Origin of the sequence: Clostridium sp. UBA5712, from assembly GCF_002419845.1 — a bacterium.
Lineage (GTDB): Bacteria > Bacillota > Clostridia > Clostridiales > Clostridiaceae > Clostridium_J > Clostridium_J sulfidigenes.
Genome location: NZ_DIGW01000011.1, coordinates 604,580 through 627,992 on the forward strand (window position 1 = coordinate 604,580; position 23,413 = coordinate 627,992).

Here is a 23,413-nt window from a genome sequence, read left to right on the forward strand (position 1 = left end):
TTAGTTCAAAACCACCTCAAATACTGCTGTCATAATAACACTCCCTTCGACTTCATATTAAATTAAGCTATAGTAAAATATTAATTCATTATTTTTCCAATGTCAATACAATTTTTATATAAAGGTAATATTTGGTAAATGGTTTTTAACTAATAGTAAGCCATGATTTATGCCGATGACAAGGGGCTGATTGGATATAAAGTTACTTGATTCATACATATGCTGTACCTAATACAAATGTATAATACTTCTCAGTGATCTTGGGAATCAATATATTTATAGTCAATTTCAACAAATGATAGCAGAGAAAAATTTATTCATTCCTTTATCAGTAAAGTCAACCCTTATGATAGTGCATGATTTATGTCTTAGTTATTGATATAGGTCCAATTCGATATTTTTTATGTAAAAAAAGTCGAGCATGAAAAAAGCAGCTTTGATATTATGTAGATATGGAAGGGGAGAAGATAATGTTAAAAGATTTAAATAAGGTAATTGATTATATTGAAGATCATTTAACTGATGACCTATCTCTTGAAATAATTTCTATTTATGCTGGTGTTTCTGATTTTCATTTTAGGAAAATATTCTTTTATCTTTCAGATATAACGCTTAGTGAATATATTAAAAATCGAAAATTATCTGAAGCTAGTATGAATTTATTACATGGAGAAAAAGTTACTGATGTTGCTTTAAAATACGGTTATCAATCAATGGATGGTTTTACTCGAGCCTTTAAAAAATGGTGTGGTTTTTTACCCTCAGAAGTTATTAAAAATGGTATCATTAAAACTTTTCCTAAACTTTCATTTGTTATAACAGTTAAAGGAGGAATTAATATGGAATTTAAAATTGAAGACAAACCCGCATTTAATTTAGTAGGTGTAAGCAAAAGAGTCCCTATGCAGTTTGAAGGTGTTAATAATGAAATTGTGAAGCTTGCACAAAGCATCACTGAAGAACAAAGGAAAGAAATGCATTCTCTTCAAAACATTGAGCCCTATGAAATAGTCAATGCTTCTTATGAGGCTGACGCTAATTTCTTAAGAGAAGAAGGAGATTTAACTCACTTGATAGGTGTTTTAACAACTACAAATCAAGTGAGTGATCAATTAGAAAAAGTGCCTGTAGATGCATATACTTGGGCAATCTTCCCAAACGAAGGTCCATTTCCATCGACTCTACAAAATACAATGGCAAAAGTATACTCTGAATGGCTTCTATCATCCGATTATGAAGTAATTAATGCCCCTACATTTTCTTTTACTAAAATGGATAAAGACAAAAAAGATTATGCTTATAGTGAAGTTTGGATTCCTGTTCGCAAGAGATAAAAACTAAAATATTAAACATCTATCCTGTTACCTAGCCCCTATTACATTCAGGGTATTTGATATGTTACCCATCGGATTCTTTTGAATCCCTTGCATGGATGTTTGTAAAAAATATTATTCTTCTTAAAAAGGCTTACAAATAAAAGTAAGCCTTTTTACTATCAAATAACAATGTACGTTAATTATGAAATCATGGCCTAATAAAATTAGTTTTATTATCAATAGAAGTCATGCAATAAAGTATTTATTTCAGCCATCCTATCTCTTATTAATTTTAAATCCTTTAAGTATTTAGGTTGTCTCATTCCTAAAACGTTTAAAACCATTAATTTTTCAAATGATATTATTAAAAATTCATCTTTTTCAATTGTGTCCTCTGAAAGAAACTTATAATCAAACAATAAAATACTTTTCCACATTTCAAATTCATATTTACAAACTCCAACGTCATCGTATATTTCCTTTACATTATTAGGATACTTAAATGATAGTAATTCATAATCTTCTTGTATTATGACAAAATCAATGTCTTTACCTGATTCTCTTATCTTATAATATTCCTTAGCTTTTCCACCTATCAATAAAGGCTTTGATAAAAACTGAAAGTTTAGCTTATTAAGATTAATATCTAAATCCTCTATATTTAAACAATTTTCTAATAATACTCTTGTAAAATCATTTTTCATAATTGTTTAATACCCCCTGTATTTTGCCTTGATTCATTATAAGAGCGATTATATAGATTAAGTAATTTAATTTCAAATGATAAAAGTATGCTGAACTACTCCATGAATTTATCAGCTTCAACATTGGTTATATTTCACATTTCTTCTAAATATCTATTGACTATGTGATATTTTTAAGATAATATAAATTGCATCTTTAAAATATGAATTTAGTAAGTAATATTATCTTATAATGAAGACTTATTAACTAAAATAAATTATGAAACTTAACTATAAAACAAGAGCTTACATTTTGGAATAAATCGTAACAAGTATCAAGAGCTTGCCCCTAACAATCTTTACAAGCGCCGCAGGTTATATTATTTTCCTTCGAAAATACTCACTACTTTTGCATATTTATATACCTCCATAAAAAATCCTCTTAGACTGTACTATTTAATTTTCAAAGAACATATTTACCTCAATTCGCTTACTAAAAGCAAATATTCATAAAAAATAATCACTATTATTCATTTATTTGATATCCTGTATTATAAGAATTTTCTAATAAATACTAAATCAGCCTACTCTTAAAAAATTCACATTAATTCTAAGTTGTATTATTAATATTTTTCAATATACTAGGAGGAAATAATCTATGAATCCAATGTCAGAAGTTGATTTAAATTATACTCAAAGTTGTAACTGTGACTCCCAATGTCCAGTTGATTTAAAATGCGGCGAACCTGGTCAAGTAGTACTACCTGGCTCACTAGTAGGAACTACCGCTACTGTTGCTACTCTCACCATAGATACTTCTAAATTCTGTAATCCATGTACAAAACTTGAATTTACAAGCAATCTAATTGGAGTAGGTTTTTCCGGAACCTTAATATTTCAATTATTTAAATTCTGTGATAATCAACAGCCACTCCCAATAGGAGGACCATTTTCTTTTACAGTAGCGACGCCATCTCTTATTGCTAGGACGTTCACATTCTTTTTATGTGATTGCGATTCATGTTTAAATGAATGTTGCACCTATACTGTAATAGTTACAGTCGGTGAAGGTGATGAAGGTGCTATTACAGGTAATATTGGCGTTTTCGCTGCAAGACTATCATCCGTTACTGTAGATAATCCAAAACAAGACTGTTAACTAAATGTAAATTAGAACTTAAATAAATTTCTTTAATCTATTAAATCTATTACATGAAGTTTCCTTTTTATATCTTATGTGTATAATTTACATGATCACTTGCAGGCTAGATAATATACTTACGTATTGAATCTGACCTGCATTTTTAGTCATAATCTTAAATATCTCATCAAATTCCCTACATCTAAAATAATCTATATACATTTCATACAAAACTTATGGTGGCAAATCATATTTTTATTAATATTAAAACAACTTTAATTCGTAATTTGTATAGTCAGCTTAACAACACTTTCAACATGTGTTACCACATTATTCTTATACAATTATACAAAAGGTTATTAATATAATACTCTTTTAGATTAATCTATCCCTATGAGTAAGAACTATACTTAATACAAAGTTAAATTATAATTTTATATATATTCTCATGGCAAAGATATAAAATACAACTATTATCGCTATACATCAAGCAAGGGTAACCCATATCTCTCTTTTACTTTGTTTTATCCGTAACCTTTTTCATGACCTTGTTAACTTCTTGGTCAACAGATTCTTTATAGATGTCAGCGTAGGTTTTTGAATCTTTGATTAAATTGTCGCAGAAAGCCGCTACGTCACTGCCCGTCACTTCGATGATGCCTTTCCCAAAGGCCACACCCTCTTCAAAAAGATCAATAATCCCGGAGAGTAAATCTATCCCGTCGGTTAACTCAACAGGTCCAACCTTAAAAAGATATTTTTGAATCTCTTTATAAACAATCTGAAAATCTTTCGGTAGCGCTTTAACACGCGCTACGTGCACCCGCCACTCTTTTTTGCCTTTGATGTCGTCACCCAGAACATCTTTTACACTCCGACCGTCCACATCCGTTTCTTCGAGCAGGCCAAGCACACCGTCAAGAATTGGCATTAGGTTGCGACCAGTGAAATCCGAGTGTTGCCAAAGATTAACCTTATTTTTTCCCATGCCTCTTGATAATTAGCCGGTAGCTTTTTAGCTCTCGATTCAAAAATTTTCATTTCTTTAGTCATATTGTTTCCCGTAATATTTTCCAAATAAATCACCTCTTGACTATCTAGTATTACTGATATTTTGTATTACTTACTACTACTATGTAGTATCACACAGTAGTAGTGTCAATATGATATTTTATTTTTTGTGTTTATTTTTACGAGTGAGATTTAAAATAGTACTAAGATAAATTCCATCTTAAATTTATATCAGCGTCTAAAATTTCTAATCTAACTGCTAAGGACAATTCTGCCTAGCATTATTTATCAACATATTATAATTTTAGCTACATAAGTTATACCATTTTTTTCAATGACCTAAATACTATCTGTAGTTCTTTTATTATTTATAGTTTTACTTAAAGTATAAAAAGTACATATTCACACATACTAAAATACATAAGGACGGCTCTTTTCATAAATTCGAGCTTTAGATTATCATTTTGTAAATTTAAAATTATTGTAATAAGGAAGGTGAATAATAATGGACTTTTATAAAGTAATTGAAAACAGAACAAGCAATAAGAGCTACAAGTCAACTCCTATACCCACAGAAAAGTTAGATAAAATTATCAATGCTGCTTTAATGGCACCTTCATGGAAAAATAAAACTTGTTATCGATTTATTTTTATCAATGAACAAAATTTAAGAGAGCAAATCTCCAATACAATTATAAACAAAACTGACAAAACATCAAATGCACTTAAACAAGCGCCAATCATTGCTGTTATAGTTGCAGACCCATCGGAAAGTGGTGATGTTGATAATAAATCATATTTTATGTTGGATTGCGGTATTGCTATGGAACATCTGGTATTGGCAGCAACAAATGAAGGTTATGGAACTTGCTGGGTAGGTTCTTTCGAGGAAGAAGCAGTGCGTAAGATTTTAGATATTCCTGAAAAATTCAAAGTAGTTGCAATGACTCCAATTGGTGAAACCAATGAAGATGATGAACATTATCCGCCAAAGGATATCTCACAACATATTTATTACAACAGCTGGAATAATACAAACAGGCAATAATACATTCTTTTCTTTCATAGAAATAGTTTGTGCAACGCCTATTACAAGTTCTGCATCAATAGGGTTGCACAAATTTTAATGTTCAAATCTATCTACTTTAAACAGGTTCAGATCTTTATCTACTTCTCCAGAATATAATTTACTTAACATCATTCCACCTAGCATAGCAAATAATATTCCATTCGCCCCATAACCCAAACAATACCATAATTTAGAATTAGTAGGCTCTTCACCTATAAAACCCAAATTATCTTGAGTAGATGCAAATGCTCCACAATATTTATATTCTATATCTATATTTAAGTTTGGAAATAAGCTTTTTAGTCTTTGTTCTAATATTTCATAACTTTTACTACATAACTTTTCATTATATATATCTGGTATAAAGTTTATATCCTCTCCTCCAATTATTAACCTGTTATCTCTAGTTGTTCTAAAGTAATTATAAGGAACTCTGTTATCTCTAATAACTATGTCTTTATAAATTTCCTCAATGTTATCTATTGGCCTAGTTGCAATATTAAATGTAGTAGTCTTAGTTCCAAATGTCCTTTTAGTGAAAAGTTCTGTATTATACCCTGTAGCTATAATAACAATTTTCCCTTTAACTTTATAACCGTATACAGTTTCTACGGTAACACTATCATTACTATATTTAGCATCTATAACCTCTGTGTTTTCATATGCTCTTAATCCCTCTTTACAACTGACCTCAATTAGATGATGAGTAAATTTATAGGGATCAAATACAGCTCCTCCACCTTTACCTAATACACCTGCCTTTACATCAAATAAAAAAGGATTATTATCTTCATCAATAAATTCTACGGGTAATCCAGCCTCTTTTCTAATATAATACTCTTCTTCCATCTCCTTCTTTTCTAATTTCTTAGCTGTATATAAAAAACTATCTACTCTTTTATAATCACACCTATTACCATATCTATCTATAAACTCTTGAATTTCATCCAATGCCTTTAGTCCTAACTTATATGATTTTATTATATTCTCCATACTCGTATATGCCTTTAGCTCCATAGCATTACTATCAAGCTCATATTCAAGTAATGAGGTTGTTATACTAGTACTGCCGTGACCTATTCTTGATTTCTCTAAAATAACACAATTAATATTACTTTTACTAAAATAGTATCCTAAAATTGCCCCTGTGACTCCTCCACCTATTATTATTACTTCTGTCTCTATATCCTCTGTTAAATACTCATACTGTTTTATCGTTTTGTTAATTCTTGTAAATATACAATCTCCTTGGACATATTGTGTATTCATAATAACCACCTATCTCTTACATATAATTTTAATTGATATTTTTTAATCCACTCCTCATTTTTTCGTAAATAATCTTCTAATTTTTTTAATATCTCTATATTTTCAGAAACATGAATAATTCATATAACTAACTATAAAATAACGTATTTTATTAGACATACTACAATCCTTTCTTAACCATTCATACTTTGTAGCCTTATTATTTCCTAAAGTTTATGCTTATATCCAAGAAATACTAAGCATATATGACAAATTTAGTTTTAAAATTTGTTAATCAAAGTATACTCTCCTCAGATAGTAAAATAGTTGTAGTAGAGAAAAAGTAACGATATTCTCGTACAAGAGATATATTAATGAGAAGTAAATTATGACAAGAAAAAAAATACAACTAATAGAAAATATACATAATCAGAAATTCATGAACTTTCTAATTTTAGTGCTATGACCTTGTTGCATAGTATTCCTGTGAATCAAGCACATTTTCCAAACTTGGAGAATACTATAATGTTATAGTTCTATGAAAGGAATAAAAATATGTATCCTAATGAATATATCCCTTATACTGATGAAATTGATTATGAATCAAGATTTAATTTTTTAAGATCTGAATATACTAATAGTTTTATTGAATTGAAGGATTATGGACCAGAACCCTTTGTAGTAAATATTGATGAGGCTACTAAGCAAAATGATACTTTTCGTACTGCTTTATGGACTGGAACTCATTTGCAACTTACCTTGATGAGTATCCCTATTGGAGGAGAAATAGGTTTAGAGATTCACCCTAATCTTGATCAATTCATACGTATTGAAGAAGGTGAAGGACTTGTTAAAATGGGCGACAGAAAAGATAACTTAGATTTTCAAAAAGAGGTCTATGATGATTTTGCCTTCATCATACCAGCTGGTAAATGGCATAATCTAATCAATACAGGTAATACACCAATTAAATTGTACTCTATTTATGCTCCACCTCAGCATCCACGTGATACAGTTCATATAACTAAAGCTGATGCAGACGCTGCTGAAAAGTAAAACAATAACTCCCTTAAAGAGAGACAAAGAAACCTTAGGCTAATCAGAAATTTATCTTAAGTGAGCTTTCTCAGTATACTTGCACAATGGGAAAACCTGCTTGCTTATATAAGTAAACTGGCAAAGTTTTTCAAAACTTGGATACTTAAAAGTAGGCATAAAACCATATATAAACAAAATGCGGTAACTCATTTTTATTGAGCTATCGCATTTAACTTAAATTATCTTATTTAACCAATATTTCTATTGAAATAACTAAGTAGTAAAATATTAATTCATCTTCATAGAAATATTTTTACCATTAGCTAGTAATGTTTTTTCATTAACAGCTATATATAGAACTTCATTATCTAAGTTCTTATCTTCAACAATTTCTATAGATTTTTCTTCTTTATGTGCCATCATCAATGTTTTATCTTTTACAATAAAGTATTTCAATATATGGTCATTTAGATTGTCATCTATAAAATTCTTTTCACTTATATTTGATATATCTAATGTGTCCACAATAGGCCTATATTCATCAATGCTATCCTTTATATTATTTAATGCAAGTGACATTAACCATTTAAGAAATTCTTCAACATCCCATGTTAAGTTATAAGCTCTAACATCAAATACAACATTATTAACTACCCATAAATATGTAGAGTAATATTTAGTTTTAAACATAGCAGAATATTGTCCTAAAAATTCTGGTCCTTTTTCAAAAGGATTTTCACATAATTCTGTAACTGAACCTAATGATAGAAATCTATTTAAAGATATATTATTATCTTTACTTGAAACAAAAACTCTAACCATTATGTTTTCTTTGTCATTACTTATTTTCCATAGCTTAACTACCTCATCTAATCCAGGTAACAAGTCTTCATAATCCAATTTCCAATTTTGTTCCTTTAAGTATGGATACTCACATGGATTAGGCCATTCACAAACAACAAATTTATCTAACATTTCATTATTTCCCTTATGAACATATCCTATTTTTTCTGAAAACTCTCTAGTAAACTGTAAATCAGTAATCTCATCTATTCCCGTATTGTAGCCTAATCTTTTTACACCATCATAATAGGTTATATTTCTTGTATCTCCATGTGCTTTTGTTTGATCAATTGACTTTAGAATATATTTATTAGCATCTTCATTTCCAGTATGTGGACCAGCACAGCAATCTCCTATGTTTTTGCTTGATTCTATATAGCAAAAAGCATGATTTCCAAAGGATGTTCTCCTAGGGTCATTAGAATTTAGAATTTTAGCATCACCAGTACTCCCATAAAACGGATTATTACACATTCCTCTTCCTTTTAAATTTGTTTCATTTATATATCCAAAAGGATTCATAAAACAATATTTTGAGTTATAACCATATTGCTTCAAATTACACTGAAGGTAAGCAGCCTCATCATAACAATTACTTATAGAATACATATCATTATGAGCTTTTTGATAAGCATTATAATGAAAAGTGATATCATTAAAATCTCCGTTCACATAAATAAAGTGTGGCGCACCACTATAAATATCATAGCTAGGTGGAGAACTGAAACAACATCTAACCACATCCTCTACTGTTACAGCGGATATATTACTTGATAAAGTAGATTCTTTTTCTTTTATATCTGAATTTATTTTCATTGAGTTTCCACACCCTTTATTCCTTTTTTAAAGAACACTTGCATCCACTTGAATGTGAGAAGTTAACATACATTTGTTCATCATCACCATTTAATTTTATAGTAACATAACCATTATCATCACTATCAACAGAGCAATAGAAGTTATCCTTGCATGTAAATGTAACTCCTGCTGAGGTAACAAATTTAATCCACCAATAATCAAATGGAGAAGCAGCTCCGGTTGTATATGTAAAGTCCATATTTTCAGTCTTTTCATTATTAGGTATGTTAATAAAAGTAGTAGATTCTTCCTTACTTTCTTCATTACCTCTCCTATGTCTTAAAAAAATTGATGCGATAGGAGTCCCCCATTTGTTTTCAACCTTAACGTGTCCTGTATGATCTGTCATTTAAAAATACCTCCTTATATCTCTTTATAAAATTTAGTTTTAAAGGTCTATACTACATAAAAATATATCTTGTTACTTCCTTATATTTTTATAACCCATGAGTGTAGCATTACTATCTTCTGCTATAGTTAAATTTTTATTCAATAATCTTATATTAACTCTATATTTATTTAATTTGTAACTACTTTAAGTCTCATTGAATAATATGAATAGATAGATATTTGGGGGAGTTGTAATTTTATAAATGAATACTCTAAGTACATCCAGAGAAATTAATCTGTGTAGAGAGGCCTACATTAGCGAAGATTATGTAACTTTATTCATTAAGTATACAGGAGACTTTAATACCCTGGTTAAAGAACTAGAATACGTATGCGCTGTTAAAGTATCTGAGGGTGCCTACATTGCTTCTGTGAGAACTGCTAATTATACTGACTTCATAAATAGATTTAATAATATACTTAACATAGATTTTAGTTTTCCTTACACCTTGTCAGCTATAGAACCAGTAGAAGCTGCTAATATAACCCAATTTCACGGAGAAACCTATTTAAATCTTACAGGGAAAGGTACAGTAGCTGCAATTATAGATACGGGTATAGATTATTTAAATCCTCAATTTCAAAACCCTGATGGAACTACAAGAATTATAGGTATATGGGATCAAACTATTGAAAGTAATAATAATGATGACCCTATAGCATTTTTTGGCACTGTTTATAGCCAAAATGAAATTAATAGAGCTATTCAAGTATCAAATCAAGGTGGGAATCCTTATGATATAGTTCCTTCAAGAGATGAGTTAGGACATGGTACAAATGTAGCTGGTTTAGTTGGTGCGAGAGGGTTAAATAATGTTATAGGCAGTGCTCCTGAATGTGAATTTTTAATTGTAAAACTTAAGGAATTTAAAACTAGTAATCTTAAATTAGCGGGAATCAATGATAGAAGAAGCACACCGATTTTTGAAGGTATTGATATTTATATTGCAATGAGGTTTGTAATAAATTACAATCCATCACCTTCGACAAAACCTATGAGTATTCTGATCTCTGCAGGAACAAATTGGGGTGGACATGAAGGTATTACATCCATAGAAGAAGATATTAACTTTTTTTCAACAAGAAAGGGACTTATCTTCGTAACTAACACTGGTAATCAAGGAGCTAGCTTAACACATGGTTATGGTAGATTTCTAAAAAGTAATACAATTCAAAACTTGGAGATTATTGTAGGTTCTAATGAAAATAATTTAGTTCTCATGTTCTGGGTTCAAAGACCTGATGTAATATCTATTGAAATAATTTCTCCTAGTGGTGAGATTGCAAAGCCTATACAATCTGGACTTGTTTCTAGTAAGTTTGAGCAAGTTAATTTAATTCTTGAAAATAGTATAATTAACATCGCTTTTTTTAACCCTGAATTTGCTAGTGGAAATGAATCTATATATATAACTATTAAAAATGCCAAAGCTGGACTTTGGCAATTAAGACTTAAAGGAGATTATATAGTTAATGGAGTATATAATCTGTGGTTGCCTCAAAGACCACTTATACAATTAACTACTAGAGTAATAAATCCTAACCCATACATCACACTTCAAGCACCAGCTAATGCCCAAAAATCTATAACTACCTCTTTCTATAATCAAAATAATAATACTATAGCTGCAGAATCAGGTCGAGGCTTTACTGCGGATAATAGAGTAAAACCTAACTTAACTACAGGTGGAGTTATGGCTTTAACTACAGGACTAAATAATGAAACTATCTTACTTTCCGGCGGCTCTGTAGCTGGTGCTGTACTGTGCGGAGCCACACTTCTTCTGCTAGAATGGGGAATCATCCTTGGAAATGACCCTAACATATATGGCCCTACAGCTATTTCTTATTTCACAAGGGGTACTAGTAAAAGGTCTGGTGATATATATCCTAATCCACAATGGGGCTATGGCATATTAAATCTTCAAGGCTCTTTCGAAAACCTTAGATCTTCTCCATTAATTAGACCTTATGATGCACTAAATACTCAAAACGACAATAACCTGCCATCTGATTTTTATATAAGAATGCCTAAAGAATTATCTGTAAGAATAGATGATTATATAGACATTATAGAGTAAGCGTTGAAACCACTGGATCTTATAAAGCTAAAAAGACCGCTAACTAAGAATATTAAATTACTCAGTTAGCGGTCAAACCTTAATATCTATTCAATTACAACTTCTATCTCAGTCTACTCAACCAAACTTACATTAAATCATCTTTTAAACACTTACTCTCTTATTAATTTAATGCAAGTAACTAATTGCTCTTTCTCCAACAATAGTATTCTCTATCAAAATTGCATGTATATCTTTTACAATACTTTCATCTAGAGGCCTATTTTCTGAAATATATGTTTTCACATATCCATTTGCCTTCTTATGATTAACTACTTCATAAGTTTCCACATGTGTTTTGATAGAAATATGATACTAATACGCATTAATATTGATTTTGTATAAAGATATACCCCATAAGGTGTAGGGGGTATGAGGTTATACTGATTGATACCATTACGCAATTATCATTTTATTTTTTTGAGAGTATTCAGAACAACATTAAGTGTTAAGCTCCTTCAACCATATCCCGTGTGTGATATCCAATATACCCTAATATCATCAATGCAATACTAATCAAAGTCATAGTAATAAAGATTACTCCATCAAACTGATCTACCGGCATTCGTGGAATCCAACTTTGCACGGCTGTTTTTGAAAACCATTTCGGTAAATTTAATATTCCGCCAAAGTAGTTTAGTGCAAACGAATAGCCAAGATACACATAAATAGCTTTACCTAGTTTTGGTACCCAACCTAAAACCAAAGCTGCAAGCCCGATAAAGAACAAAACAGAAGGCAGAAAGTTATACCCTGCGATTATAAATTGTTGCAAATTCATAGTTGAGCCATCTCCCATTGTAAAAATTGCTGTACCACCAAGACTGCCTGCAGCCAGCAAAATCCCAACTACTCCAGTAACCACTGCCAAAATGACACTTACCCAATAGAGCTGAGCACGAGTCACTTTTGTAGCATAAAGCTGACTCAAATGTAGTCTTACTTCTTCCGAGTAAAGTTTATTAACAATGGCTATTGGTAAAACAGAAACCAATCCAATCATTACCATCATAATGGTCCCAGTAAATGATTCTTCTAACGAAACATCTGCTAGAGTAAACATTTGCTTCATCACTTCATTGCTGCTTAGAAAGGTTTGCATATCTCCATAAATCGAACCGTAGGCTGCCCCCATGATTACGAAAGCAACTAACCAGCTAATCATTACACCTTTGTTAATCTTGATGTACAAACCAGGTACAGACAGCAATGATTTTTTCGCTGACTCCCGTCCCTCTCTTACAGGTAAGTAACCAGCTCCCATATCACGTCCGCCTTCAAGGACAAAAGCAACGATCACTGCAATGATACAAAAGACTACTGCAAGAATCAGAGGAACCCAATTGTTTTTAGTAAAAGGATATGTCAGATAAGTCCATCCCATAGGATTAAACATTGAGAGATCAACATTTGACACATCGGTACCAGCACGTAAAATATAGAGTAATCCAAGAATTCCAAGAGACGAACCGGTTGCACCGGAAGAGATTGGCATAATTTGTGCCATAACTAATGCAACAACCCCACCAATGATACCAGCCATCCCTATCGATGCACCAAACAAGAATGATCCTTTGGCAGTAATCGTATCTGCACCAAAGCTAGTCATAACCACGCTAATAAAAATTGCTAATAAAACATTGATAAGTACTATTTCGGTAATCACAGCAAAAGAATTGGCTTGACGACCTACCTGGAAGGAGCGTACTAGTTCAGTAAGCCCATGATCTTCTTCCTTACGAGTATGGCTGACAACATGTAAAGCAGCCATAATCATCGCAAACAAACCACAGAATAACAACATTTCATGGGCATACATAGCTCCTAACGTATAATCCGCTGCCGACTTTACTGGTGTCGGACCAACCATGGAAATCATGGCAGGATTTTTGAGGGTTTCATACATTCCCATCAAACCTTGCCCCTTACCGATTTCTTCGAAAGCTTGAACAAAACCACCTGAAAATAAGCCCAGACCCAAAATCCAGACAATAATTTTTTTCCAATCATGTTTCAGATATAGCTTAAATAATACACCCCAACGCGCAAATTTTTCATTCATAATAATTTCCTCCGTTCCGACTCTAGACTTCGTAATGACGCATGAATAAGTCTTCAAGGGTAGGTGGCACAGATTCAAACTTCTTAACACCTAATTTTGATGCTTTTGACAAAATATCATTGATATATTCATTATCTGCAGAGAAGGTAGCTTGGGTACCTTTTTGCTTGAAGTCATGAACACCTTTAACTGATGCCATCTCAGCCACATTCCCTTCCGTCATCAAAGTAACCGTAGAACGAGTCAAGTGACGCAATTCATCCAATGTCCCAGTCTCAACGACTTTTCCTTGACGTATAATTACCACCTTGTCTGCTAAACGTTCTACTTCACTTAAAATATGTGAGGATAGTAAAATTGCTTTTCCTGCATGCTTAATTTTTTCAATTTCCTCTTGGAAAACGGCTTCCATCAAAGGATCAAGACCAGAAGTAGGTTCATCAAGAATATACAAATCGGAGTCCACTGACAATGCCGCAATCAATCCGACTTTTTGTCGATTCCCTTTTGAATAGCCTTTTGCCTTTTTCTTAGGATCTAATTCAAAACGCTTAATCAAATAGTCACGTTTATTCTTATCCCCACCGCCATGTAGGTTTATAAATAAATCAATAATTTCTCCACCTGTTAAGCTGCCCCAAAGAGCCACATCTCCCGGAACATATGAAATGCGCTTATGAATCTCAAGGCTATCCTTCCAAACATCTTTAGCAAAGATTTTCACATCCCCAGCATCACGTTTTATAATTCCCAGTAAAATACGAAGCGTTGTTGATTTACCCGCGCCATTTGGCCCAATAAACCCTACAACTTCCCCTCCATTTACCGTGAAGTTCACATCATGCAATGCTTTAAATTTACCGAATCTTTTCTGCAACCCTTGCACTTTTACAATTTCTTTCATAATAAAACTCCTTCTTAGAATATTTTGAAATAGTCTTATAACGTGCTTTCCGGTTTAAACCAAAGTTCAAAATACAGAGCATAATATGAACTATATTGTCAATAAAAGTCCATATACTATATTTTTTAACTATGTTTTAAACTAAAGTTCATTTATAAGTTCCATTATAGATCTTTTTATCCGCTATGTCAATAAAAACCACTACATTTTGGACTATTATTCATTTGATAATCCAAAACTTTTACTATATAATATAAAAAGAAAACGATAATCATAAGCTTTTTAAATATTGTTTAGTCATACTCGATAGAAAGAAGGTTATTGAATGAATGGTTATGAGAAAAGGACACAGCATAAAAAAAATCAAGTTTTAGAAGCAACTCTTGATTTGATGAGCAACTACACCGGCATAGAAAATTTAACTATGGATGAGATTGCTAAAAACGCCAATGTGGGTAAAACTTCAATTTTTAAGTATTTTGGTAGTAAAGAAAATCTTATCCACGAGGTTTTTAGGCATTTTTTAGATAAGATAGGAAATACAGCCAGAGAAATTATGGCGGAAAATAATCCTTTCGAAGAAACACTCATTGCCATGAGTCAGAACAAAATTAATTATTTAGAAAAAATCAACAAGCAGTTCTATTTGGATTTGATGGATTTTGTAACCAAAAAGGGGGACGACGGTTTATCCTTGATGATGCAACAATATGTCAAAGAAAGCTACAGTATCATGCTGGATTTATTCCACCGTGGACGTAAAGAAGGTAAGGTTGATCTGAAATATTCAGATGAATTTCTTTTGACTTATTTTCAAGCCCTTGTTGAAGGTATCTCAAGTCCTCACATCTACCCAAAGATTCTCCCTTATACGGCCCAATGGACAGAATTGTTAATTAAAGGTATTGCACCAAGTAAATAGAATTATAGCCAAAACACCTGAAGATAATACTAAGCCCATTTTTCACTTAAACTTTTACCCCCGATAGTTCCCATGAACGTATATCCAGGGTATATTGGGGGTGAACAGATTTACTTTTATTTTTCATATCTTATAGGACATAGTGTTTTATAGCTTTTCGCACTTTAATTTCTTAACATTAACACTACACACTCCACGTGCGTGAGAACATAATATCTATACAATTACACAAAAGGTTATTGACATAATAACCTTTTGTGTAATCTAACCCTATAGGTGAGTAACTGCACCTGGGACAAAATAATTGGAAGTTTTCAATCCAGATATCTCCCTTTTACTTTGTTTTATCCGTAACCTTTTTCATGGCCTTGTTAACTTCTTGATCAACAGATTCTTGATAGATGTCAGCGTAAGTTTTTGAATCTTTGATTAGCTCGTCACAAAAAGCTGCTATGTCACTACCCGTCACTTCGAGTACGCCTTTCCCCAAGACTGCTCCCTCTTCAAAAAGATCGATAATCCCCGAGAGCAAACCTATACCGTTGGTTAGTTCAACAGGACCAACCTTAAAGAGATATTTTTGAATCTCTTTATAAACAATCTGATAATCTTTTGGGAGCACTTTGACACGCGCCACGTGCGCTCGCCACTCTTTTTTGCCTTCAATGATATCTTGTATTCTCATTGTATCCTCCTATTTACCTAATTTTTTAGCGATATTATTGTTGAGTTGCTTGCGCCACTTGTCACGAAAAGACTTTGCCCCTTCTTCGCCGACCAGCGCTGAACAGAAGCCTTTGATATCGTCACCCAAAACCTCTTGTACACTCTGACCGTCTGCAGCAGTTTCTTCGAGCAGGCCAAGCACACCGTCAAGAATTGTCATGAGGTTGCGACCTGTGAAATCTGAGTGTGTCCAAAGATTAGCATTAATTTTTTCCCATGCTGTTTGATAGTCATCCGGTAGCTTTTGGGCTCGCAATTCAAAAGTTTTCAATTCCTTAGTTATATCGCTTCCCGTAATTTTCTCCCAAAAATTCATCATTTCCCCTCCTTTAATTCATTAATTTTCAATGATACAAACTCCCATTTTTCCCAGAACTTCTGTAGTTCCTTGCGCCCCGCGTCGTTGAGTGCGAAAAACTTTCGCGGCGGCCCCATATCGGATGGCTTTTTCGTAATTTCCACTAATCCGTTTTTCTCAAGCCGCACCAAGATGGTATATACCGTCCCATCCACAATGTCCGAAAAACCGAGGGCGTTCAGTCGCCGCGTGATCTCGTACCCGTAGGTTTCCTTGTGTCTGATGATTTCAAGAACACAGCCTTCCAGCACACCTTTGAGCATTTCTGTAAGATTCTCCACTGTAACTCCTCCTTGCTATTCTGTATGACCAGTATTCAGTACTACTTATTACTAGTATATAGTATCACGCAGTAGTATTGGTGTCAATATAATAGCCTATAAAGAAAAACTCCCACAGGAGTTTTAAATTATTAATTTTTAATTTGGCTGTCTGCGACAGGCTCATACAAAGGTTATATTATTCTTCTATATTTCCTTTATAAAGATGTTTTTCTTTAATGTTAATTTTAAAACTCTTTTCATGCATCTTATCGTATTTTCTTCTCTACTATCGACTAAAGAAAATACTTCCCCTGTTTCTCCTACTCTTCCAGCTCTATGTAAATAATCGCTAAGATTTTTAGGTATATCTAGGTTAATAACATGGCTAGTAATAGGTTATTCATTTATTGTAATTAGGTATTCTAATAAAAAAATTGTTCGTCAATTTTCTTTAACTAATCAACGAACAACTTCTAGCTACCCATTATTAAATTTAACTTGTCTACCAAGTTCAATTATATTTGCAATAAGTACCTTACATCTTACGCAACCTTATCCCGTACCTGTTCCTGTAATTTCACCAACTTTTTCTACAGTATTAGCACCATTTTTAACAGCACCAACTACAGTTTTAAGTGAAACACCCTTGCATCCACAAACAGAAGAAAGAATTTGCTCAAGCTCACTTTTGCACCCTTCACAAAAAAGATAAATCTTCTATAAGAACACTCCACTGTTCTGACGCCAGAGGCATTTATTTTAGAAAAATATCTGGTCTAAAGTTTATCTCACTCTGCTTTAAAGTCTTCATATGTATTTAGTTTTACTTTCATAGCATCTGCTAATTTTTTCGTGCATTCAACATTTATATATTTAACTCCTATAAAAAGTGTTTTAATTTTCTTTCACCTGCTCCAATTTCTCTAATTTCTTTAAGCAAATGATCAAAATAGCCTTCATTTAAAAGCGTTCCATTCTTTAACCTTTCCTTATTCATAACGTAACTATGAATTGAAAAATCCTTAAGTACAGAAGTTGCCCACTGACTAAAAACTTATTATATTCCCTCTCATTAGTTGAAACTAGTCGGTTTTTCTGACAAGTTGAATTCTCATATAACTCACCATCTAAAAAATAGATTTATAAATTTCAAAAAGTTCGTCTATGTAGGGATAGGCTTCTTGAGGTGGAATAAAATGTCCATCATCGTACCAAATAATAGATTTACTTCCATAAAAAGAACCATAGCTAACCCGTAGAACATACGGACTAGCTATGGTTTGTTTGTTATTTGGTTATTATTCAAATTATTAAACTCTGCTTATACAAATTGATAACATAAAACTAATGACATCTATCGCATGGGTCATTCTTTCCACTTTCTTGTATTGTTCCCTCTAAAATAGTTTTACTTCTAGATAAAGTAGAACAACTCTTTGTAGTATGATAGCTATTTCCGTTAGGTGTCCAATATACTTTCCCTGGACTGCTTGTACTACCTGAATTATTGATAGTAGTATTTGTATTATTACTAGAATTTGAGCTGTTAGTTGAAGTATTTGTTTCTAAACTTGCATTATATTCATCAGGATTCACATTATCAAATTCATCATTAATTACATTGCCATTAATTGTATAAGTGTAGCTGTAGTGACTTGGTATCTGTGTAGTTGTATTTGGATAAGTTATTATTGCAACAAACTCTGTACAACCTCCAGCATCTCGAATAACCTTTTCCATATAAGCTTGGTCACCATGCCTATTAAGGATACTATTCTGAGGAGTTATATTGTATGCATTAGAAACTCCACCAAGTGAATCAGCTATAACATGTCCCTCATCCAAGGTCCTACTTTCAACTCCTGGCACTTTCGCTTCATCTTGATAATATCTTCCACTTGAATTAACAGGCTCTGTTGAATCATCTTGTAAGATTATCTCCTTTGCTATTACCTTAACTAGCTGACCGTATTCATTGGTAAAAGCATAATATTCTCTATCTCCAAATCCTATGTCAACTACAACATTAGGTTCTCTGTGTCCAGATAGATTTCCACCATCAACTACTATCAGCTTATATCCTGAAAATATATCTTCTGTGATAACAGTTGAAGTTTCTTTTTTTGATTCTTCCTTTAAATTACTTGCAGTTTCCTTATCTGCTTCAGTTGATTCATCCACTGAACTATCTTCAATCTTCTTCTCTTCTTTAGCTTCAATTTTATTACTTGCAATATTTTGTTGATTTTTTGTATCTTTTGGCATCATGGTCATGCCAAAAATTAAAACAGCAAATACTATTCCAATTAAGCTTGACAAAAATTTCTTCATTTCTTAAAAATTCCCCCTAATCATCTTCAGTTCTCTATTATTTTACCATCCAGGCATGGATAAAGCTACTTACATTAGTTTTTTTATGTTAAGGTTATCTCTATTTATCTACATAAACTGCATAACTTATGAATATGTTACACTTATAACCAACCTTTCCATATACCTGTAATCCCTTATCTGTTATAATTAACCTATTGGCAATATTTTAAATAAATATTAATTAAAGGAGATCTCTATGAATTATAGAAATTTTTATGAATTTGAAGAATACTATTCAATACTCTTCTCTGAAAAAAAGTATGATGAAGTTTTAAATATACTCCTTCATGCAAATGAACTTTTACCAAAGGATGAATATGAAGAAAATCTATTTGAACTTATAATCGATGAATCTAGGGTATATACTCAAACCAATAATAGCGAGAGCTGTATTAATCTTATAAAAAAATCACTTGAAAAAGGTTATCCATTTCCCTTACACTGGCCAAACTTTGATTTATTAAGAAACCACCCTGAATATGAGTCTCTTAATAATTTAAATACAAAGCTACTTCACCAAGCTAAAGAAAATTCTAAACTAGAATACGAAGTTCACCTTCCAAAATCTTATGATCCAACAAAAAAATATCCATTATTCTTTTGTCTACATGGTGATGGATTTCATTGCAACATAAAAAATACTAGCTGGTATTGGAAGCCTGATGCACTTTTAGAAAAAGGATACATAGTTGTATATCCTCAATCATCACAAATGTATTTCCATAACAGCTTTGGCTGGCTTACTGATCCCACTCTATCAAGAAAAGAACTGAAAGATTGCTATGAACAATTATTATTAGACTATTCCATTGATGAAACTTGTGTATTATTGGGAGGTTTCTCGGGTGGTTCAACTACCTCTATTGATATGGCTTTTCATAACACTATTCCAATAAAAGGAGTTATTGCATTATGCCCTGGTGATTACTTAGATATCATCGGACTTGAAGATACAAAGAAATTAGCAGAAAGAAAAACAAAAATAGTTATTCTTGAAGGGGATCAGGACACTGACCCAGTTGTTCAGCATCTTTTAAAATTATTTAAGGAAGTTGGACTTGCTCATGAATACCATATTAATAAAGGAATTGGACACTGGTACCCAGAAGATTTAGATGAAAAAACTTTAAAGGCTGTGGAGTTTATAGTTAATAATTAATTTGGGGTGTGTCTATATCTTGTGGTGATCGTATTATTTTTAGGCTCTGCTAAAAATTACAGTGATAGAATATCATTGGTTACTTTCACCTCTTTTAAAATAACAAAATCTCTGAAACCCTTGATGCCACAACAACTAGTTAACTAGTTATATAGTTATATAGTTTCCTATTAACATATATAACTAGTTTAATAGGAAACTATTTATTATATGAAAATATAAATTCTCTCCAAATTTTATCACTTTGATTAACAGCAGAGCCTTCATATATGCACTTTAGAGTATCCAGGGTGTGTCATCTACTGTTAAATATATTGATACCGTATCCTTGATTTCTATTGGAATAATGCTTAGTCTAATCGTAAGCGTAAAAGAATTCCCGCCTAGTATATGAATACCAACCTTTGTTAAAATTGAGTTATCAATTTAAAAAGAAAGGTTGGTATATTTATGTCAAGATTATCGGAGGAGCAGACAACATACTGGAATGAAGCACTAGAAAAACTATCTACATACAGTGGTACTGTCTCAGATTTTTGTAAAGAATATAGTATTGATAGGCGTAAATTGTATTATCATAGAAAAAAGGAAAAAGATCTTTGTTCTAAAAGAACAGTATTTAATGCTATCTCAACAACAAAGGATGACAATAACATAAGTGCTCCGCACAAATATCCGAAGGATTATACTCAGATTAAGATTGAAATAGGAAAAGCTAGAATATTGATTCCATCTCATGATGTAAAGTTACTATCAAGTATAATTAAGGAACTAGAGTCATCATGTTTAATTTAAATAATGTTAACACAGTATATCTAGCCTGTGGAACTACTGATCTCAGAAAAAGTATTGATGGATTAGTACTACTCGTAGAGACAGAGCTTAAGCTAGATCCTTTTGAAAAAGCACTATTTGTATTTTGTAATAGGCAGATGAATAGGTTGAAGATACTTCATTTTGACGAAGGCTTCTGGTTATATTATTTTAGATTAGAAAATAATAGACTAAAGTGGCCTACGACAAAAGAAGATGCACTTAAAATTAATAAAAATGAATTAAACTGGCTTCTTAAAGGATATGAAATTAGAACTACTTCAAAGTTTAAACCTATAACAGCAAAGAACTCTTTTTAGTGTGAAAAATCTATATAAAAACACCTCAAACCCTTTATAAACCAAGGGTTTTGTGGTATAATGTAGATAAATAAATCGAACTAATGAGGTTAAAAAAATGGATAGCTTAAACTTGGAGAATCAGCTTGATGAAGCTACAAAAGAATTAATTATAAATATGGAAAAGCAACTTGAAGAAAAGGCTTCTGAAATAAAATCTAAAGATAAAGAAATAAATGATTTAAAGAATCAATTAGCTTATCTTCAAGGACAAATTCTAAATAAAAATAGAAAGATATTTGGTCAGTCTAGTGAACAGGTGGATTCTAACCAAATATCTATTTTTGATGAGGCTGAAAAGAATAGTAACTCTAAAATAGAAGAACCTACAATAGAGGAAGTAGTTTATCAAAGATCAAAGCCATCTAAAAATACGGGCAAGAAATATAACTTAGCTAATTTAGAAAGAGTAGTAATTGAACATAAGCTATCTGCAGTGAATGTAATAGTGAACTAGAGGTTATTGGTAAAAAGACTAAAGAAGTATTAAAATATGTTCCAGCTAAACTTTATATAGAGGAGCATGTTACTTACAGCTACGCTTGTAAAGCTTGCGAAGCAGCTTCAGGCGAAGCCAGTATAGAGACAACTAAGGGCTATGAAGGTATTTTATATAAGAGTATGGCCTCTAATGAGCTAGTAGCTCATGTTATAAATATGAAGTACCAACATGCCATGCCCCTATATAGACTCGAAACTTATTTCAAAATGCTTGGTGCGAATCTTTCAAGGCAGACTCTTTCCAATTGGGTTATAGGCGCAGCCGATGCAGTAACACCTATAATTGAAATAATGAAAGAAGAGCTATTGAAGTCTCCTTATGTCCAGGCTGATGAAACTACTCTTCAGGTTATTGAAGATAATGGCAAGGAATCTAAGTCTAAGAAATATATGTGGTTATATAAAACTGGAGGTAATGTTCGTCCAATCATAATATATGACTATCAAAAAACTAGATCTAGTTCTTGTCCTAGAGATTTTCTTAGTGGGTTTTCTGGATATCTCCAGACTGATGGCTATGCTGGGTATAATAGTGTAGAAAATATTAAAAGACTCTACTGCCTAGCACACATAAGAAGAAAATTCCATGAAATCATAATAAATTTAGATGAAGAAGCCCTAAAAAAATCAAGAGCAATAATAGGGTTTAATTTATGTGAGAAAATTTATAAAGTAGAAAAAGATATAAAAGAGCAATATGGCGATGATGAAACCTTTTATGAAAAGAGATATGAAATAAGACTTGAAAAGACAGCTCCGCTTCTTGATGAATTCGAAAAATATGTAAACAGAGAAATTAAAGAGGCACTACCTAAAAGTGCTTTAGGCGAAGCTCTAGAGTATGCTAGAAAGTTATTGCCAGATATTAAAACAGTTCTAGAAGACGGGATACTAGATATAGATAATAATGCCTCGGAGAGAGCTATAAAACCTTTTGTAGTAGGCCGAAAAAATTGGTTGTTTTCTACATCATCTAAAGGAGCGAAGGCTAGCGCCATGATCTATAGCATAATAGAAACAGCTAAAGCTAACAACCTAATAGTTGAAAAATACCTAACATATTTATTTGATATGCTCTCAAAATCAGATGTGCAGTCTAAAGAGCAATTTTATGAGCTTATGCCTTGGTCGGCAGACCTTCCAGAGGATGTTAAAATTTAAAAAGTTGAAAATAACTAAGTATAAAAACCACAGTAGGTCCATATAAATGTCCTTACTGTGGTTAATTATATAATCATTGAAATCAAGATACAAGA

General features: G+C 32.0%; 25 protein-coding genes and 2 pseudogenes. 11 read left to right on the forward strand and 16 right to left on the reverse strand.

All coding sequences use genetic code 11. The features are described from left to right. Positions 1 to 470 precede the first annotated feature (470 nt). Positions 471 to 1,334 carry an AraC family transcriptional regulator gene (locus B3B03_RS09095; RefSeq protein WP_346877067.1) on the forward strand — a complete coding sequence of 288 codons (864 nt, stop codon included), beginning with the start codon at positions 471 to 473 and terminating at the stop codon, positions 1,332 to 1,334. A gap of 218 nt (positions 1,335 to 1,552) precedes the next feature. Here the strand turns inward: B3B03_RS09095 and B3B03_RS09100 are convergent, their stop codons facing one another. Beyond that, positions 1,553 to 2,020 carry a hypothetical protein gene (locus B3B03_RS09100; RefSeq protein WP_346877068.1) on the reverse strand — a complete coding sequence of 156 codons (468 nt, stop codon included), beginning with the start codon at positions 2,018 to 2,020 and terminating at the stop codon, positions 1,553 to 1,555. A gap of 637 nt (positions 2,021 to 2,657) precedes the next feature. On the opposite strand from B3B03_RS09100, the gene B3B03_RS09105 reads away from it, so the two are divergent. After that, positions 2,658 to 3,158: a DUF4489 domain-containing protein gene (locus B3B03_RS09105; RefSeq protein WP_346877069.1), complete on the forward strand. Its 501-nt coding sequence runs from the start codon at positions 2,658 to 2,660 to the stop codon at positions 3,156 to 3,158. Positions 3,159 to 3,654: 496 nt separating this feature from the next. Here B3B03_RS09105 and B3B03_RS09110 read toward each other — a convergent pair whose 3' ends face one another. Together B3B03_RS09110 and B3B03_RS09115 are read right to left on the reverse strand one after the other, a co-directional pair. Next, positions 3,655 to 3,999, reverse strand: a complete 345-nt coding sequence (locus tag B3B03_RS09110) for a DUF1048 domain-containing protein (RefSeq protein WP_346877193.1) — start codon at positions 3,997 to 3,999, stop codon at positions 3,655 to 3,657. Beyond that, positions 3,979 to 4,193 (reverse strand): annotated as a pseudogene (locus tag B3B03_RS09115) (DUF1048 domain-containing protein); the annotation flags it as partial. The pseudogene B3B03_RS09115 and the gene B3B03_RS09110, both read right to left, overlap by 21 nt. A gap of 463 nt (positions 4,194 to 4,656) precedes the next feature. Here B3B03_RS09115 and B3B03_RS09120 point away from each other — a divergent pair. Further along, the gene (locus tag B3B03_RS09120) at positions 4,657 to 5,199 is read left to right on the forward strand and encodes a nitroreductase family protein (RefSeq protein WP_346877070.1); all 543 of its coding nucleotides are present in this window, start codon (positions 4,657 to 4,659) and stop codon (positions 5,197 to 5,199) included. A gap of 75 nt (positions 5,200 to 5,274) precedes the next feature. On the opposite strand, the gene B3B03_RS09125 is transcribed toward B3B03_RS09120, so the two are convergent. Continuing rightward, a complete protein-coding gene (locus tag B3B03_RS09125) occupies positions 5,275 to 6,489 on the reverse strand; it encodes an FAD-dependent oxidoreductase (protein ID WP_346877071.1) in 1,215 nt (404 codons plus the stop codon). 543 nt (positions 6,490 to 7,032) lie between these two features. Between B3B03_RS09125 and B3B03_RS09130 the strand changes: the two are divergent. Further along, positions 7,033 to 7,524 (forward strand): annotated as a pseudogene (locus B3B03_RS09130) (cupin domain-containing protein); the annotation flags it as partial. A gap of 270 nt (positions 7,525 to 7,794) precedes the next feature. On the opposite strand, the gene B3B03_RS09135 reads toward B3B03_RS09130, so the two are convergent. Both B3B03_RS09135 and B3B03_RS09140 read right to left on the reverse strand, forming a co-directional pair. Then, a complete protein-coding gene (locus tag B3B03_RS09135; protein ID WP_346877072.1) occupies positions 7,795 to 9,165 on the reverse strand; it encodes a hypothetical protein in 1,371 nt (456 codons plus the stop codon). 16 nt (positions 9,166 to 9,181) lie between these two features. After that, positions 9,182 to 9,556, reverse strand: coding sequence for a hypothetical protein (locus B3B03_RS09140; protein ID WP_346846369.1), 375 nt, complete (start codon positions 9,554 to 9,556; stop codon positions 9,182 to 9,184). Positions 9,557 to 9,800: 244 nt separating this feature from the next. On the opposite strand from B3B03_RS09140, the gene B3B03_RS09145 reads away from it, so the two are divergent. Further along, the gene (locus tag B3B03_RS09145; protein WP_346877073.1) at positions 9,801 to 11,678 is read left to right on the forward strand and encodes a S8 family peptidase; all 1,878 of its coding nucleotides are present in this window, start codon (positions 9,801 to 9,803) and stop codon (positions 11,676 to 11,678) included. A 168-nt stretch (positions 11,679 to 11,846) separates the two neighbouring features. Here B3B03_RS09145 and B3B03_RS09150 read toward each other — a convergent pair whose 3' ends face one another. From B3B03_RS09150 to B3B03_RS09160, 3 genes are all read right to left on the reverse strand, one after another. After that, positions 11,847 to 12,008, reverse strand: a complete 162-nt coding sequence (locus tag B3B03_RS09150; protein WP_346877074.1) for a hypothetical protein — start codon at positions 12,006 to 12,008, stop codon at positions 11,847 to 11,849. Between the two features lie 157 nt (positions 12,009 to 12,165). Continuing rightward, the gene (locus tag B3B03_RS09155) at positions 12,166 to 13,779 is read right to left on the reverse strand and encodes a tetronasin resistance protein (RefSeq protein ID WP_346877075.1); all 1,614 of its coding nucleotides are present in this window, start codon (positions 13,777 to 13,779) and stop codon (positions 12,166 to 12,168) included. A 22-nt stretch (positions 13,780 to 13,801) separates the two neighbouring features. Next, positions 13,802 to 14,683 (reverse strand): ABC transporter ATP-binding protein, encoded by an 882-nt coding sequence (locus tag B3B03_RS09160; protein ID WP_346877076.1) that lies wholly within the window; start codon positions 14,681 to 14,683, stop codon positions 13,802 to 13,804. 325 nt (positions 14,684 to 15,008) lie between these two features. On the opposite strand from B3B03_RS09160, the gene B3B03_RS09165 reads away from it, so the two are divergent. Further along, positions 15,009 to 15,605 (forward strand): TetR/AcrR family transcriptional regulator, encoded by a 597-nt coding sequence (locus tag B3B03_RS09165; RefSeq protein ID WP_346877077.1) that lies wholly within the window; start codon positions 15,009 to 15,011, stop codon positions 15,603 to 15,605. Between the two features lie 334 nt (positions 15,606 to 15,939). On the opposite strand, the gene B3B03_RS09170 is transcribed toward B3B03_RS09165, so the two are convergent. From B3B03_RS09170 to B3B03_RS09195, 7 genes are all read right to left on the reverse strand, one after another. Then, on the reverse strand, positions 15,940 to 16,290 hold the full coding sequence (locus tag B3B03_RS09170; protein WP_312061154.1) for a DUF1048 domain-containing protein: 351 nt from the start codon (positions 16,288 to 16,290) through the stop codon (positions 15,940 to 15,942). 9 nt (positions 16,291 to 16,299) lie between these two features. Continuing rightward, positions 16,300 to 16,647, reverse strand: a complete 348-nt coding sequence (locus tag B3B03_RS09175) for a DUF1048 domain-containing protein (protein WP_346877194.1) — start codon at positions 16,645 to 16,647, stop codon at positions 16,300 to 16,302. After that, complete coding sequence (locus B3B03_RS09180; protein WP_346877078.1) at positions 16,647 to 16,970, reverse strand: PadR family transcriptional regulator; 324 nt, start codon at positions 16,968 to 16,970, stop codon at positions 16,647 to 16,649. The genes B3B03_RS09175 and B3B03_RS09180 overlap by 1 nt, the downstream gene beginning before the upstream one ends. Before the next feature lie 186 nt (positions 16,971 to 17,156). After that, positions 17,157 to 17,345 (reverse strand): helicase-related protein, encoded by a 189-nt coding sequence (locus B3B03_RS18035; RefSeq protein WP_349679340.1) that lies wholly within the window; start codon positions 17,343 to 17,345, stop codon positions 17,157 to 17,159. Positions 17,346 to 17,504: 159 nt separating this feature from the next. Then, entirely contained in the window at positions 17,505 to 17,666 is a 162-nt protein-coding gene (locus B3B03_RS09185; RefSeq protein ID WP_346877195.1) for a (2Fe-2S)-binding protein, read from the reverse strand. A gap of 166 nt (positions 17,667 to 17,832) precedes the next feature. Then, positions 17,833 to 17,949 carry a hypothetical protein gene (locus B3B03_RS09190; protein ID WP_346877079.1) on the reverse strand — a complete coding sequence of 39 codons (117 nt, stop codon included), beginning with the start codon at positions 17,947 to 17,949 and terminating at the stop codon, positions 17,833 to 17,835. 347 nt (positions 17,950 to 18,296) lie between these two features. Beyond that, the gene (locus B3B03_RS09195) at positions 18,297 to 19,283 is read right to left on the reverse strand and encodes a DNA/RNA non-specific endonuclease (RefSeq protein WP_346877080.1); all 987 of its coding nucleotides are present in this window, start codon (positions 19,281 to 19,283) and stop codon (positions 18,297 to 18,299) included. A gap of 238 nt (positions 19,284 to 19,521) precedes the next feature. On the opposite strand from B3B03_RS09195, the gene B3B03_RS09200 reads away from it, so the two are divergent. From B3B03_RS09200 to tnpC, 5 genes are all read left to right on the forward strand, one after another. Then, positions 19,522 to 20,484: a hypothetical protein gene (locus tag B3B03_RS09200; RefSeq protein WP_346877081.1), complete on the forward strand. Its 963-nt coding sequence runs from the start codon at positions 19,522 to 19,524 to the stop codon at positions 20,482 to 20,484. 450 nt (positions 20,485 to 20,934) lie between these two features. Beyond that, positions 20,935 to 21,279 carry a hypothetical protein gene (locus tag B3B03_RS09205; protein WP_346877082.1) on the forward strand — a complete coding sequence of 115 codons (345 nt, stop codon included), beginning with the start codon at positions 20,935 to 20,937 and terminating at the stop codon, positions 21,277 to 21,279. Next, positions 21,267 to 21,617: an IS66 family insertion sequence element accessory protein TnpB gene (gene tnpB / locus B3B03_RS09210; protein ID WP_346877083.1), complete on the forward strand. Its 351-nt coding sequence runs from the start codon at positions 21,267 to 21,269 to the stop codon at positions 21,615 to 21,617. Before B3B03_RS09205 ends, tnpB begins: the two co-directional genes overlap by 13 nt. Positions 21,618 to 21,714: 97 nt before the next feature. Continuing rightward, the gene (locus B3B03_RS09215) at positions 21,715 to 22,113 is read left to right on the forward strand and encodes a transposase (RefSeq protein ID WP_346877084.1); all 399 of its coding nucleotides are present in this window, start codon (positions 21,715 to 21,717) and stop codon (positions 22,111 to 22,113) included. A 5-nt stretch (positions 22,114 to 22,118) separates the two neighbouring features. After that, positions 22,119 to 23,318: an IS66 family transposase gene (gene tnpC, locus B3B03_RS09220; protein WP_346877196.1), complete on the forward strand. Its 1,200-nt coding sequence runs from the start codon at positions 22,119 to 22,121 to the stop codon at positions 23,316 to 23,318. Positions 23,319 to 23,413 lie beyond the last annotated feature (95 nt).